We start from the raw sequence: 12,713 nt of genomic DNA, 5'->3' as shown, positions 1-12,713 counted from the left end.
CGGCGGCCCGGGGGGACGGGGCGGCGGGTTCGTACGGGGTGGGGTCCGTACGGGAGGTGCGGGAATTGCGGCGGTGACGGCGGTACGGGGTTCGGTCCTGGCGGTACGGGGGTCATGGGGCGGGCTCCGCCAGCGCGCGGTCCAGCGGCACGTCGGAGGTCGTCACGACCGACGGCAGATCGAGGTCGGCCGGGGTGGGCATGAGGCTCCCGGCCAGCTGCACGGCCGCGGCACCGTGGGCGACGGCCGAGGTGAGCGCTTCCGGGCCCTGCCCGCCCGCTGCCAGGAAGCCGGCCAGGGAGGCGTCCCCGGCGCCGACATTGCTGCGCACGGCGGCGGCCGGCGCGGTGGCGAAGTAGGCGCCCGACGCCTCGACCAACAACTGCCCGTCGGCGCCCAGACTGGCCAGCACCGACCTGGCCCCGCGCTCCCGCAGCTCCTCGGCGGCCTTCAGCGCGTCGCCCACCGTGGCGAGCGGTCGGCCGACGGCCTCGGCGAGCTCCTGGGCATTGGGCTTGACCACGTCCGGCCCCCGGTCCAGGGCCGCGGTCAGCGCCGCTCCGGAGGTGTCCAGCGCGATGCGCGCACCGGCCCGGTGGCTCCGCTCGACCAGCTCCGCGTACCACTGCGGCGGCAGTCCGCGCGGCAGGCTTCCGCAGCAGGCGACCCAGTCGGCGGCGGCCGAGTGGGCCCGTACCGCGTCCAGGACGTCCTCCGCCTCGGCCGGACTCAGCTCGGGGCCCGCCGCGTTGACCTTGGTGAGGGTGCCGTCGGGTTCGACGAGCGTGACGTTGATCCGGGTGTTCCCGGCGATCGGCACGCCGACCGCCTCGATGCCCAGGTCGCCCAGCAGCCGGGCGAGCAGGGCGCCTTCCGGACCGCCCATCGGGGCGACGGCGAGGGTGCGGTGCCCGGCCGCCGCGACAGCGCGGGAGACGTTGACACCCTTGCCGCCCGGATCGACGCGGTCGGCCGTGGCACGCAGCACGCTGCCGCGGGTCAGCACGGGCAGCTCGTAGGTGCGGTCCAGGCTGGGGTTGGTGGTGACGGTGAGGATCATGCGCGTACTACTTCCGTGCCCCGGCTCTCGATGGAGCGGGCGTCGTCGGGGCTGAGGCCCGTGTCGGTGATGAGCAGGTCCACATCGGTGAGATCGCCGAAGCGGGCGAAGTGCTCCTGCCCGAACTTGCCGGAGTCGGCGAGCAGGACGACCCGGCGGGCCGCCTTGATCACGGCCCGCTTCACCGCGGCCTCGGCGAGGTCGGGCGTCGTCAGGCCGCTGCCGGGGGAGAAGCCGTTGGTGGCGAGGAAGACCACGTCGGCGCTGATCTCGGCGTACGAACTCAGTGCCCAGGCGTCGACCGCCGCGCGGGTGCGGTGCCGGACCCGGCCGCCCACCAGATGCAGCGCGATGCCCGGGTGGTCGGCGAGACGGGCGGCCACCGGCAGGGCATGCGTCACCACGGTCAGCGTCGCGTCGACCGGTACGGCGGCGGCGAGCCGTGCGGTCGTCGTCCCGGCGTCCACGATGACATTGCCGTCGGAGGGCAGCTCGGCGAGGGCGGCCTGGGCGATGCGGTCCTTCTCTCCGGCGGCGACGACGTCGCGTTCGGCGAGGTCGGGTTCGAAGCCGAGCCGCCCGGCGGGGATCGCCCCACCGTGCACCCGGCGCAGCAGTCCCGCCCGGTCCAGGGTCTTGAGGTCGCGCCGGACCGTCTCGGCCGTCACCTGGAACTCGTCGGCCAGGGACAGCACGTCGACCCGCCCGCTCTCCTGGGCGAGGCGGAGGATCTCCTGCTGACGCTCCGGTGCGTACATGTGGTTTCGTTTCCGTTTCATGCCCGACTCTGTGGTTTCGTGCTCAGATTACGTCCGGGGTGCGGGAATGTAAACACAATCGGGCGAGGAGTGGGCATGAACGGAAGGGTGAGGTCGCGTGCGGACGTGCGCGCACCGCAGGGCGGGGCGCACCGGGCACGGTGCGCCCCGCCCTGCGGGTCCGGTCACGGCGTCCGGGGTGGGTCCTCGCTCAGGGGGCGGGCCAGCAGGGGAGTGCCGGGGACCTGGTGGCCGCCGCTGGCGAGCATGCGGACTTCGCCCCGGTCACTGATCTCGGCGCGCACGATCCCCGTCTCGTCCTCGTACACCGGGAACCCGCCGGCCCCCAGCCGGTCGGTGAGCCGCACGCGGACCACGTCGTCCGCGGCTCCGGACAACTGGAAGATGAGCTCGTAACACTCGGTGTGCACCATGTGCTCCATGACGACCTCCGGGCCTGGCGCGGAGAATACGGCCCTGCCGCCATTGTTTCGCACCCCGGCGTCCAGCGCCCGGGGAGCGACGGCCAACGGGCGGACCCGCCCGGTCGATCGGGTGACTCCCTGGTAGGACAACATGACCGATGGCCCGAAGGGCTAGGCATGCGTGCATGAGACTTGAGCCTCGACGAATGAACAGTGCCTCTTCCCGTTCCCGCACCCTCAAGACGGTCGGCGCCCTCGGCATGGCCGCCGCCACGGCCGTTCTGATGACCGGATGCGGTCAGAGTTCGGACAGCGCGACGACCGCGGCCACCTCCGAAGCCGCGAAGGTCGTCCCGCAGAAGCAGACGACGTCGCCCTCGGCGAGTGCCGAGCTGACCGAGGACCAGCAGGAGCGGAAGAAGGTCCTCGACGCCACGAAGGTCACCTTCGACGACGCCGCCACCACCGCCGCCGGCGAGGTGGCCGGGGGCAAGCTGGTCGATCTGGACCTGGAGGGTGTGGACGACGACGACAAGGACCAGAGCCCCAGCCCGACGGGATCCGGCAGCCCCACGGGTTCCGCCAGCCCGACCGGTTCGGCCAGCCCGACCGGCACCGCGAGCCCGACCGGAACCGGCACGTCCAGCCCGAGCGCGAGCCCGGGCTCCGAGGGCCCGGTCTGGGTCGCGGAGGTCGCGGAGAAGGACGGCACGGTCCACACCGTCCGGATCAACGCGGTCGACGGCAAGGTGATCGAGGCCCGGGTCGACGCGGATCAGGACGCGGACGACAAGAAGCAGACTGCCGACCGGCTCGCCCAGGCCACCCAGACCCCGCAGCAGGCCGCCAAGGTCGCCACCGAGAAGAAGAAGGGGACGGTCACCTCCGTCGGCCTCGACGACGGCGAGGGCGACAGCGTCGTCTGGCAGGTCGACGTGGTCGGCTCGGACTGGAAGAAGACGACCTTCGACGTGGACGCCAAGAACGACACCATCGTCCGCGAGGAGACCGACAACGACTGACCGCCGCCCCGCCTGACCCGCGAAGGGGTACGCCGGACGCCCGGCGTACCCCTTCCGTGCTCTGCGGCGCGGTCAGTGCGCGGTTCCCGGCTTCCTGCGGTCGAGCAGCCGGCAGACGAAGTCCTCCTGGAGCTCGCGGAGCCCGGCCAGCAGCCTGGGGTTGGTCGAGCTGTTCACCTGGGAGGCGAGGGAGACGGTCAGCGAGCGCTTGCCGTCCTTGGTCCCCGCGGCGAACTGCGTGTAGCCGGGGAAGTTGCCGGTATGGCCGTACACGGTGCCGCAGCGCGTCGTGTACGAGAACACCGCGAGACCGGCCCTGTTGCGCCCGGGGCCGGCCGGTTCGGAGCTGCCCTGTACGAAGGACAGCTGCTGCCGGCGGAGCCCGGGGCCGAGGCCCAGCCCCCCGGCGTAGCCGCGGATGAAGGCTCCCAGGTCCCGGGGTGTGGAGACGATGCCGCCCGACGCCCACACGCCCGACGCGCCGAGCACCGTGCTGACGTCCTCGGGAGCCTCCGACGGATCCACCGCGTAGCCGTGCAGATAGGGCTCGGGCAGCCGGTAGCCCTGCGGGAGGCTGGTGTCGCGCAGGCCGAGCGGCCGGTACACGAGCTCGGCGAGGAGCTCCTCGTACCGCTGTCCCGTGACCGCCTCGGCCATCAGCGCCACGGCGATGTTGTCCGAGTTGGAGTAGTGGTAGGCCGAGCCCGGCTCGAACCGCAGCGGGTCCCCGGCGACGTAGTCCAGCAGGCGGCGCGAGTCGAAGCGCCGGCGTGGGTCGGCGGTCAGCTCGGCGATGAAGGCCGGGGCCTCGGTGTAGTCGGGCAGCCCGCTGGTGTGGTTGAGGAGCTGGCGGAGTGTCACCCGGTGCCAGGCGGCGGGGAGCCGGGGCAGCCGTCGGCCGAGCGTGTCGTCCAGGCCGAGCGCGCCCCGCTCGGCCAGCTGCAGGGCGACCGAGCCGCTGAACGCCTTCGCCGTGCTGGCGATCCGCATGTGGTCGCCGGTCCTGGGCGGACGCCCGGTGCCGAGCTGCGACGTACCCGCCCGGTACACCTCGTTCCGGCCGCCCGCCGTGAGGACGGCGATGGCGCCGGGCGGCCCTCCCGGAGTGTCCACGAGCGCCTGGAGCCGCCGCCGCAGCTCGGGGTCGGCCGGCCCGTGGCCGTCGCCGCCGCCCCCGCTCGCGTGGGCCGGCCCGGACATCAGGCCGGCGAGCGATGCGGCCGCCAGGGCCGCGACGACGGCCCTTCGCCGCCGGGACCGGCCACGGGGGCGGGGGAGCGGGGCGTCAGGACGAGAAGGTACGGACACGGAGGCCTCCTGAAGGCGGTGGGCGTCGGGCGGAGCGGAGGCGTCCGCTCCCGCGAGCCCCAGCATCGGGCGGCCGGGCGGGGCTTGCCCCCGAGGTGGACCATCCGGCCGATCCCCGCCACACCGCCGGCGCCGGGCAGCGCACCGGCCACCCGACAGCTCCCGGCCCCCGCTTCCTTCAGCGGTGCCGCTCAGTGGGCCGGGGGCGCGCCCCCGCTCAGGTCCAGGACGTACCGCCGCCCGGGACGGTCGCCGAACATGACGTCCTCCAGCGGCTCGAACCCTGAGCGCGCCAGCACCGCGCGCGATCCCGTGTTGTCCAGCGTCGTCTCCGCGCGCAGTGCGGTGAGCCCGTACTCCCGGACCGCCAGGACGCAGATCTGCTGGACCGCCCAGGTGGCCAGCCCGCGCCCCGCGGCCTTCTCCGCTATGCGATAGCCCAGCTCGGCCGAAGCCTCCCGCACCTCCACGAGGTTGATCCGGCCCAGGACGCCGCCGTCGTCGTCCTCGATGACGTGGAAGTGGAGCAGCCCCGCGTCCTGATCGGCGAGCAACTCACGGTGCCGTTCGGCGAACGCGGCGAAGTAGTCGTCGCCCCGGTCGGGAATGGACGCGGCGAAGTAGGCCCGGTTCTCCCGCTCGAAGGCGAGCAGAGCCTCCGCGTGGTCGGGACGGAGTCTGTTGATGGACGTCATACGGGGATGCTAAGTGGTCTCCCGCCGGGGTGTTCCGTGTCCAGTTGCCGCAGCCGCAGCCGGTCTCCGGCGTCCGGGCGGTTCCGGCTATCCGGGACGTCCGCGCTCCAGGGCGTGGGCCAGGCCGCGTTCGGCGTCGTCGGCCGAGGCGCGCCGGTAGGCCCGCTCGTACGCCGAGTCGCCCGCGACCTGCCGGGCCCGGAGCTCCCACTGCTCGCGGATCGCCCCGAGCTCCGGGGTGCCCCGGTGCGGGTGGCCGATCATGCGCCAGTACGCGTGTCCGGTACCGGAGGCACGGGCCGCGGCCACTCCGTTCCCCTGCGCGGCGATGGATCCGGCGAGCAGATCGAGGCCGAGCGCTATGCCGAGGCTGTCGTGGAGCTCGTGCTTGCTCGCGAGCATCGCGCGCGCGTGGCTCTCGGCATGACGGGGGCGCCCCTGGAGCAGGTGGATGAGGGCGAGTTGGTGGTCGGCGTACGCTCGTGCCCAGTGCTCGCCGAACCGCAGGCTGATCCGCTGGAGCCGTATGGCCTCCTCGTACGCCTCGTCGAGCCGGCCGAGCGCGGACAGGGCGAACAGCCGTATCACCCGGCAACGCAGCTGGGAGGGGGCGTCGGCGGGGTCGCCGTCGTGGTGGCTCAGCGCGCGGTCGCTGACGGCGTACGCGGTGAGCGGTTGACCCATCATCAGGTACGTGAAGCTCATGGAGTGGGCTGCGAGCAGCACCGCCTCCGGGTCGCCGTCGCGGTGTGCGGCGTGCCGGCACTCCTCGCCGGTGCGGCGCGCCGCCTCGTGGTCGCCCTGAAGGGTCAGCGTGATGCCCAGGGCCCACAGCGCCCGGGTGCGGTGAGGGCCGGCGGTGAGCGGCAGGGCGAGCACCCGCTCCAGATACGTACGGGCCTGGTGCAGATGGCCGCAGCAGCTCCAGAAGAGACCCGCGCACCCGGCCATCTCCATCGCCATCTCCGGGTCCTCGGCCAGCAGATGGTCCAGGGCCGCGCACAGGTCCGCGTGGGTGTCGGCGATCCGGTGGTACCAGAGGACCTGAGACGGCCCGAGCCAGCCCGCGTACGCCTGGACGGTGACATGGGCGAAGTGCCGGGCGTGCCGGTCCGCGAGGAGCGCGTCCTCCGCCAGTTCGGCTAGCCACATCGCCCCGTACTCACGCAGCGTGTCCAGCATGCGGTAGCCGTCCCCGGTCCGCCGGAGCACGGACTGGTCGGCCAGACGTTCCAGGGCCGGGGCGATGGCTCCGGTGTCCAGCGGCCCGCCCGCGCACACCGCCTCCGCGTCCGGGGTGGTGATGACGCCGCGGAATACGGAGAGCCGCGCCCACAACAGCCGCTCCAGCGGTGCGCAGAGCTCGTGGCTCCAGCCGATGGTGGTGCGCAGGGCCCGGTGGCGGCGGGGCCAGACGGTGTCGTCGGTGAGCTCCTCCATACGGGAGGCCAGCCGTCCGGTGATCTCCTGCGCGCTGCTCTCGCGGAGCTGGGCGCAGGCGAGTTCGATGGCGAGCGGTATGCCGTCGAGCCGACGGCAGATCTCGGCGACGGCGGCCGCGTTCCCGGGGGCGTCGAGCGAGAGGGCCGGGGTGACGGCGGCCGCGCGCTCGTGGAAGAGCCGGACGGCCTCGTTACCGTCGTCGCCCGCGGAGAGCGGGGGCACCTCGACGCACTTCTCGTCCGCCGCGCCCAACGGCTCCCTGCTGGTGGTCAGGACCGTCAGCCCCGGTGCCGAGGCGAGCAGTTCGGTCACGAGCCGCCCGCAGGGGCCGACGATCCGCTCGCAGCAGTCGAGAACGAGGAGCAGCCGCCGACCGGACAGCCATTCACCGAGCGCGGCCACGGGCCGGCGGGGGCTGTGGTCCAGAAGCCCGACGCCGTCGCAGACCGTGGTGGCGAGCAGTTGCTCGTCGTGCAGATGGGAGAGGCCGGCCCACCAGACCCCGTCGGTGTAGCGGTCCCGGGCACGCTCGGCGGTGCGCAGGGCGAGCCGACTCTTGCCGACCCCGCCGGGGCCGGTGAGCGTGACCAGCCGATGCTCTTGAAGTGCCCGTTCGACGCTGACCAGTTCGTTGTCGCGTCCGACGAAGCTGGTCGTCACGACGGGGAGGTTGCCCATCACGGGGACATCCTGCCTCGCCGCGGCCCACCGCCTCCGTTCATAGCGAAAAGCAGTCAGAAACGGCTGACAATGCATCCTGGTCGATCGGTAAGTGGCCTAGAGCGAAAGGGGGATGGTGTGTGCCGCCGTCCCGATGCCCCGTTCCGGTGCCGCGGAGACAGCGGAGCGCCGACGGCTGACGGAACGGCGGCCGGCGGAACGGCGGCCGGGAGGCTCCGTCGTACCCCTGCGCTACGTTGCTGGCATGACGCAATTCGTACTGGTGGCAGGGGCCTGGCTCGGCTCGTGGGCGTGGCGCGACGTGGAGCCCGGCCTGCGCGCGGCCGGTCACGGGGTCCATCCGCTGACCCTTTCCGGCCTCGCCGACAGACAGGAAGCGGCGGCCGGGCAGCAGACCCACGTCCAGGACATCGTCGACGCGGTCGAGCGTCCGGACCTGCGCGACGTGGTGCTGGTCGGGCACAGCTACGCGGGCATTCCGGTCGGGCAGGCCGCCGAGCGGATCGGCGACCGGCTCGCCCGCGTCGTGTTCGTCGATTCCGACGTTCCGGCCGACGGCGAATCCTTCGTCTCCGGCCGGCCGGACGGCCAGGCCGGCGTCGAGGCCGCCATCGCCGCCCACGGGGGCTGCTGGCCGCCGCCGGCCGCCGCCGACTGCGCGGACCAGGGCCTCACCGAGGAACAGCTCGCCCGGTTCCTCGACGGCTCGACCCCTCACCCCGGCGCCACGCTCATCGAGCCCGCCGTTCTGGCCCGTCCCCTGGGCCTGCTGCCCGCGACGTACATCAAGTGTCTGCTCGACCGGCCCGAGCCGAGCCCCGAGGTGGCCGAGCTGCTGACGGGCGAGCGGTGGCGGCTCGTCACGATGGACACCGGCCACTGGCCGATGTTCTCGCAGCCGGCCGAGCTCGCCCGCATCCTGCTGGAAGCCGCGGGAACGGACGCCCGACGATGACGGCCGCGCCCCGCCCGGAGCGGCGCTCCCCGGACGAAGCGGCCACGGAGCACCCGGAGATCACCTACATCGGATGCGCACGTTGCGGCACCCTGATCGCGGGTCTCGACGGGCGGTACGCCTGTTCGGGCTGCGGCTGGGTCAACGAGTGGACCGAGGGCCACCGGCCCCTGCCCGAGGCCCGACGGCGGCCCTCGGCGGAGACGGCCTAGAGCACGTCCCGGCCCTGCGCCCCGCCTCCCGGCCCGCGCCCCGTCTCCCGGCCTTGCGCCCCGGCGTCCGGCCCGGCCTCCCGGCCCGCGCCCCGCCTCCAGGCCCCGGCCCGCCCGCCTCCCGGCCCCGGCCCGCGCCTTCCGGCGTTCTCACCCGCCCTTTGAGGAGTGCACGACATGTCCCACCCGCACGACGCCGTCGCGGTCCGCGCGGCCCTGGCCGAGATCGCCTCACTGCTCGCCCCCGCGCGCCCCGCCGTGGCGGAGGAGGTGCTGCGCGCCCACGGCAGTCCGCACGACTACGTGCGCGCCTTCGGGGACCGCCTGGAGGGGCGGGGTATCGACGAGCCGGTGGACGGCCTCGCCTGGATCGCGCTCGTCGACGCGCTCGACGCACACGGTCTGCTCGCGGAGTTCGACTGGAAGGAGGACCCGCAAGAGATCCGGGCCCAGCTGCGCAAGCTGGAATCGACGCCTTCCGTGGATCCGTGGGTGCTTTTCGAGGGCGAGGAGGCGCTCCTGCCGACCGAGCGGTTCCTGCACGCCTGCGGACGCCGTTACCGGGGTCGGTGCGGCGCTGGCCGTCCTCGACATCGAGTCCGACTGCTATCCGGTGGTGGGCCTGCGGGCGGCCGGTGCCGACGAGCTGACCGCGCTCGCCGCCCGCGCGGGCTTCCCCGTGCAGCACCTCGGCGCCGACCGTCGCAGGCGGTGACAAGGCTCCGCCCGCGCCCCGGGGGCGGCGCGGGGCGCTGTTCCAGCAGGTGCGGCAGGGTCCGCGCGCCGGAATGGAATCGCGGCCGTCGCCGCCCACCACGTACACTCGCCCCCGCCTCCGCCGACCGGCAGAGGCTTTTCGCACCAGACCACCGGGAAAAAAATCGTATGAGTTCCGCAGACAGCACCGAAGCACCGATCTACGCCGGCCTCGTGGAGGAGCACGGGGATGTGCCCGCCGAAGTACGCAGAGTGGCCGAGGAGGTCCTGCGCGAGGCCGACCGCGCCATCGACTTCGGCACGGTGCGGACGGCCGCCGCGGCACGCTGAGCGCCGCCGGGTCCGCAGGCCGGCACCCCGGTCCGCAGCCGCCTCGCGGCGGCCATGTCCATCACAGGACGATAAACGTCCTGCAACTATTGCCATATTCTTGCGTTCGTGACGCGATGGTTTGCTGAATCAGCCGTCGTCAGTGAAAGCGGGTGAGGCTGCGGTAGGCCGGGCGTCGACATCGCGCCCGATGCCACCGCGGCCCCCGGTCACCCGTCGCGACCGCCCGGCGGCCGCGCTTCGGTGAGCGGTCCACGCAAGCGCGTGGAGAGCGCTCCCAGCCGGCCGCCGCGGCGCGACGGGGCAGCAGGACCGACACCGCGCCCGTCGCCGGCCGGGCCCGCGCCCACCGGGCCGTTTCTCGCCCGTTTCCCGTGGTGACCCACGGCCCGCGGTCGATGCCCCCGCGCTCGTGGGCATCTCTTGCGGGCCTCGCGCGCCCGCGGTACGTCACCCGTCGGAGACTGCCGCGCCCCCATGCCTCGGGCTCCCGCCGCCCGTCCGCCTCCGTGGGGGAGTCGGCCGGTCCTGCCCCGGTCCCGCACGGCGCTCGCGGCCCACGGGCGGCCCGCTCGGACGGGGTTCCGCCTCCATGGTCTCCACGGTTTCGTCCGTCGGCGGGGCCTGTAGTGGGCACGGGCTGTCAAAGATTTACGAAATCAACGTGACATCTTGCGGACATTCGTCGGCGGTGGTTGAGTGTGGCTCGCCGCACAGCTCGGGGCTGTGGGCTTCCCGCACTCGTGCCCTAGAGGGGTCCACCGATGAGAAGTTCTGTTCTTCGTCGTACCTGCGTCGCCGCCGTCGCCACCGCACTGACCATCTCCGGTCTGGCCGCCTGCAATTCCGAGAGCGAGGGTGCCGCCGACGGCAAGACGCGTATCACGGTCAACTGCTGGCCCCAGCCGAGTGCGAAGATCGACCACAAGCGGTTCGACGAGGACGTCAGGACGTTCGAGAAGCAGAACCCCGACATCGACGTCACCGCGCACGACGCCTTCCCCTGCCAGGACCCCAAGACCTTCGACGCGAAGCTGGCCGGCGGCCAGATGGAAGACGTCTTCTACACGTACTTCACCGACACCGAGCGCGTCGTCTCCATCAACCAGGCCGCGGACATCACCGAGTACGTCAAGGACCTCAAGGCGTACAAGGACATAGCCCAGCCCCTGCGCGACGCCTACACCGTCGACGGCAAGATCTACGGCATCCCGCGCACGAACTACTCCATGGGACTGCTCTACAGCAAGCCGCTCTTCGTCGAGGCGGGTCTCGACCCGGACAGGCCGCCGGCCACGTGGGAAGAAGTCCAGGCGGCGGCCAAGAAGATCGCCGCCCTCGGTGACGGCACCGTCGGCTTCGCCGAGTACAGCGCCCAGAACCAGGGCGGCTGGCACTTCACCGCCTCGATCTACTCCCAGGGCGGCGCGGTCGTCAGCGACGACGGCAAGAAGGCCACGGTCGACACCCCCGAGGGCAAGGCCGTCCTGCAGAACCTCAAGGACATGCGCTGGCGCGACAACTCCATGGGCGCCAAGCAGCTGCTCATCATCAACGACACCCTCCAGATGATGGGCTCCGGCAAGCTCGGCATGTACCTGGCCGCCCCCGACAACGTCCCGCGCATCGTCAAGGAGGCCGGCGGCAAGTACGAGGACCTCGCCTTCGCCCCGATGCCCGGCGGCAAGGGCACCCTCATGGGCGGCGACGGCTACATGTTCAACAAGAAGGCCACCCCGGAGCAGATCAAGGCCGGCCTCAAGTGGCTGGAGTGGACCTTCCTCACCCCGGGCCAGGGCTACATGAACAACTACGCCCGCGCCGCCGAGGACAAGTCCCCGGTCGGTCTGCCCGAGCCGCGCCTGTTCACCGGTGCGACCGACGCCAAGGACCAGGAGCTGAAGAAGGCGTCCGCCAACGTCCCGGTCGAGAACTACCGGGCCTTCATCGACGGCGGCCAGCAGCTCGACATGAAACTGGAGCCCAAGCACGGCCAGCAGATCTACGCGGTCCTCGACGGGGCCGTCTCGGCGGTCCTGACGAAGAAGGACGCGGACATCGACGCCCTGCTGAAGGACGCCCAGTCCAAGATCGACGGAATCCTGGCCCGGGGCTGAGAGAGCCATGAAGACCACGTCCCGACCCGCACCGCCCGTGAGGCCGCGGTCCGCCGGCACGACGCCTCCCCCGGGAGACGCGAGCAGGGCGGGCCGCGGGCCCCTCGGCCCGCTGCGCAGGAAGATCGCCGACCAGGCCACCGCCTACGGGTTCCTGATCGGCGGCCTGCTCTGCTTCGTCCTGTTCTCCTGGTACCCGGCCGTCCGGTCGGTGATCATCGCGTTCCAGAAGTACACCCCCGGCTCCGACCCCGAATGGGTCGGCACCGCGAACTTCTCCCGCGTCTTCCAGGACCCGGAGTTCGCCGCCGCCTGGCGCAACACCCTCACCTTCACCGTGCTCGCCCTGGTCATCGGGTTCGCCATCCCGTTCGTCATGGCACTCGTCCTCAACGAACTGCGGCACGCCAAAGCCTTCTTCCGGGTCGTCGTCTACCTCCCCGTGATGATCCCGCCGGTGGTCAGCGCCCTGCTCTGGAAGTGGTTCTACGATCCCGGCGCGGGCCTGGCCAACGAGGTGCTCGGCTTCCTCCACCTGCCGACGTCGAACTGGACCAACGGCGCCGACACCGCCCTCGTCTCGCTCGTGATCGTCGCCACCTGGGCCAACATGGGCGGCACCGTCCTCATCTATCTCGCCGCCCTCCAGGGCATTCCCGGGGAGCTGTACGAGGCCGCCGAGCTGGACGGCGCGTCCGTGTGGCAGCGCGTCCGGCACGTCACGATCCCGCAGACCCGCTTCATCATCCTGATGCTGATGCTCCTCCAGGTCATCGCGACGATGCAGGTGTTCACCGAACCGTTCGTCATCACCGGCGGCGGACCGGAGAACTCCACCGTCACCGTGCTCTACCTGATCTACAAGTACGCCTTCCTCTACAACGACTTCGGCGGCGCGTCCGCCCTCAGCGTGATGCTCCTGCTGGTGCTGAGCGCCTTCTCCGCCCTGTACCTGCGACTCACGCGCACCGACTGAGAGGAGCGTCGCCC

Annotated in this window: 12 protein-coding genes and 1 pseudogene; 7 read left to right on the top strand and 6 right to left on the bottom strand. The window is 72.3% G+C overall.

Annotation, left to right across the window (positions count from 1 at the left end; genetic code table 11):
• Nucleotides 1-112: 112 nt before the first annotated feature.
• The 3 genes from pfkB to ACH4KB_RS22385 form a co-directional block, all read right to left on the bottom strand.
• Nucleotides 113-1,060, bottom strand: a complete 948-nt coding sequence (pfkB, locus tag ACH4KB_RS22395) for a 1-phosphofructokinase (RefSeq protein ID WP_398067642.1) — start codon at nucleotides 1,058-1,060, stop codon at nucleotides 113-115.
• Nucleotides 1,057-1,818 carry a DeoR/GlpR family DNA-binding transcription regulator gene (locus ACH4KB_RS22390; protein WP_398067865.1) on the bottom strand — a complete coding sequence of 254 codons (762 nt, stop codon included), beginning with the start codon at nucleotides 1,816-1,818 and terminating at the stop codon, nucleotides 1,057-1,059. Before ACH4KB_RS22390 ends, pfkB begins: the two co-directional genes overlap by 4 nt.
• A 185-nt stretch (nucleotides 1,819-2,003) precedes the next feature.
• Nucleotides 2,004-2,252 (bottom strand): DUF6296 family protein, encoded by a 249-nt coding sequence (locus ACH4KB_RS22385; RefSeq protein WP_398067864.1) that lies wholly within the window; start codon nucleotides 2,250-2,252, stop codon nucleotides 2,004-2,006.
• Nucleotides 2,253-2,449: 197 nt separating this feature from the next.
• Here ACH4KB_RS22385 and ACH4KB_RS22380 point away from each other — a divergent pair, with 197 nt between their 5' ends.
• Nucleotides 2,450-3,265 (top strand): PepSY domain-containing protein, encoded by an 816-nt coding sequence (locus tag ACH4KB_RS22380; RefSeq protein ID WP_398067641.1) that lies wholly within the window; start codon nucleotides 2,450-2,452, stop codon nucleotides 3,263-3,265.
• Nucleotides 3,266-3,337: 72 nt separating this feature from the next.
• On the opposite strand, the gene ACH4KB_RS22375 is transcribed toward ACH4KB_RS22380, so the two are convergent.
• From ACH4KB_RS22375 to ACH4KB_RS22365, 3 genes are all read right to left on the bottom strand, one after another.
• Nucleotides 3,338-4,639, bottom strand: a complete 1,302-nt coding sequence (locus tag ACH4KB_RS22375; RefSeq protein ID WP_398067640.1) for a serine hydrolase domain-containing protein — start codon at nucleotides 4,637-4,639, stop codon at nucleotides 3,338-3,340.
• A 125-nt stretch (nucleotides 4,640-4,764) separates the two neighbouring features.
• The gene (locus ACH4KB_RS22370) at nucleotides 4,765-5,268 is read right to left on the bottom strand and encodes a GNAT family N-acetyltransferase (RefSeq protein WP_398067639.1); all 504 of its coding nucleotides are present in this window, start codon (nucleotides 5,266-5,268) and stop codon (nucleotides 4,765-4,767) included.
• Between the two features lie 87 nt (nucleotides 5,269-5,355).
• Complete coding sequence (locus ACH4KB_RS22365) at nucleotides 5,356-7,389, bottom strand: ATP-binding protein (RefSeq protein WP_398067863.1); 2,034 nt, start codon at nucleotides 7,387-7,389, stop codon at nucleotides 5,356-5,358.
• Between the two features lie 247 nt (nucleotides 7,390-7,636).
• Here ACH4KB_RS22365 and ACH4KB_RS22360 point away from each other — a divergent pair, with 247 nt between their 5' ends.
• The 6 genes and pseudogenes from ACH4KB_RS22360 (at nucleotide 7,637) to ACH4KB_RS22335 (ending at nucleotide 12,699) form a co-directional block, all read left to right on the top strand.
• A complete protein-coding gene (locus ACH4KB_RS22360) occupies nucleotides 7,637-8,347 on the top strand; it encodes an alpha/beta fold hydrolase (RefSeq protein WP_398067638.1) in 711 nt (236 codons plus the stop codon).
• Nucleotides 8,344-8,559, top strand: coding sequence for a hypothetical protein (locus ACH4KB_RS22355; protein WP_398067637.1), 216 nt, complete (start codon nucleotides 8,344-8,346; stop codon nucleotides 8,557-8,559). The genes ACH4KB_RS22360 and ACH4KB_RS22355 overlap by 4 nt, the downstream gene beginning before the upstream one ends.
• Before the next feature lie 177 nt (nucleotides 8,560-8,736).
• Nucleotides 8,737-9,274: pseudogene (locus ACH4KB_RS22350) on the top strand (DUF6630 family protein).
• Nucleotides 9,275-9,444: 170 nt separating this feature from the next.
• Nucleotides 9,445-9,606, top strand: a complete 162-nt coding sequence (locus ACH4KB_RS22345; protein ID WP_018956403.1) for a hypothetical protein — start codon at nucleotides 9,445-9,447, stop codon at nucleotides 9,604-9,606.
• A 764-nt stretch (nucleotides 9,607-10,370) separates the two neighbouring features.
• Nucleotides 10,371-11,723, top strand: coding sequence for an ABC transporter substrate-binding protein (locus ACH4KB_RS22340; protein WP_398067636.1), 1,353 nt, complete (start codon nucleotides 10,371-10,373; stop codon nucleotides 11,721-11,723).
• A 7-nt stretch (nucleotides 11,724-11,730) separates the two neighbouring features.
• Entirely contained in the window at nucleotides 11,731-12,699 is a 969-nt protein-coding gene (locus ACH4KB_RS22335; protein ID WP_398067635.1) for a carbohydrate ABC transporter permease, read from the top strand.
• The last annotated feature ends 14 nt before the right edge of the window (nucleotides 12,700-12,713 follow it).

Origin of the sequence: Streptomyces sp. NPDC017520 (assembly GCF_044329855.1) — a bacterium.
Classification (GTDB): domain Bacteria; phylum Actinomycetota; class Actinomycetes; order Streptomycetales; family Streptomycetaceae; genus Streptomyces.
This window is presented reverse-complemented; position numbering and strand designations above follow the sequence as displayed.

Excerpts from the sequence above, each read along its gene's own strand:
- ACH4KB_RS22370 (WP_398067639.1), bottom strand. The coding sequence starts at position 5,268 with ATGACGTCCATCAACAGACTCCGTCCCGACCACGCGGAGGCTCTGCTC.
- ACH4KB_RS22390 (WP_398067865.1), bottom strand. The coding sequence starts at position 1,818 with ATGTACGCACCGGAGCGTCAGCAGGAGATCCTCCGCCTCGCCCAGGAG.
- pfkB (WP_398067642.1), bottom strand. The coding sequence starts at position 1,060 with ATGATCCTCACCGTCACCACCAACCCCAGCCTGGACCGCACCTACGAG.
- ACH4KB_RS22345 (WP_018956403.1), top strand. The coding sequence starts at position 9,445 with ATGAGTTCCGCAGACAGCACCGAAGCACCGATCTACGCCGGCCTCGTG.
- ACH4KB_RS22375 (WP_398067640.1), bottom strand. The coding sequence starts at position 4,639 with ATGCTGGGGCTCGCGGGAGCGGACGCCTCCGCTCCGCCCGACGCCCAC.
- ACH4KB_RS22385 (WP_398067864.1), bottom strand. The coding sequence starts at position 2,252 with ATGGTGCACACCGAGTGTTACGAGCTCATCTTCCAGTTGTCCGGAGCC.
- ACH4KB_RS22365 (WP_398067863.1), bottom strand. The coding sequence starts at position 7,389 with ATGGGCAACCTCCCCGTCGTGACGACCAGCTTCGTCGGACGCGACAAC.
- ACH4KB_RS22360 (WP_398067638.1), top strand. The coding sequence starts at position 7,637 with ATGACGCAATTCGTACTGGTGGCAGGGGCCTGGCTCGGCTCGTGGGCG.
- ACH4KB_RS22380 (WP_398067641.1), top strand. The coding sequence starts at position 2,450 with ATGAACAGTGCCTCTTCCCGTTCCCGCACCCTCAAGACGGTCGGCGCC.
- ACH4KB_RS22335 (WP_398067635.1), top strand. The coding sequence starts at position 11,731 with ATGAAGACCACGTCCCGACCCGCACCGCCCGTGAGGCCGCGGTCCGCC.
- ACH4KB_RS22340 (WP_398067636.1), top strand. The coding sequence starts at position 10,371 with ATGAGAAGTTCTGTTCTTCGTCGTACCTGCGTCGCCGCCGTCGCCACC.
- ACH4KB_RS22355 (WP_398067637.1), top strand. The coding sequence starts at position 8,344 with ATGACGGCCGCGCCCCGCCCGGAGCGGCGCTCCCCGGACGAAGCGGCC.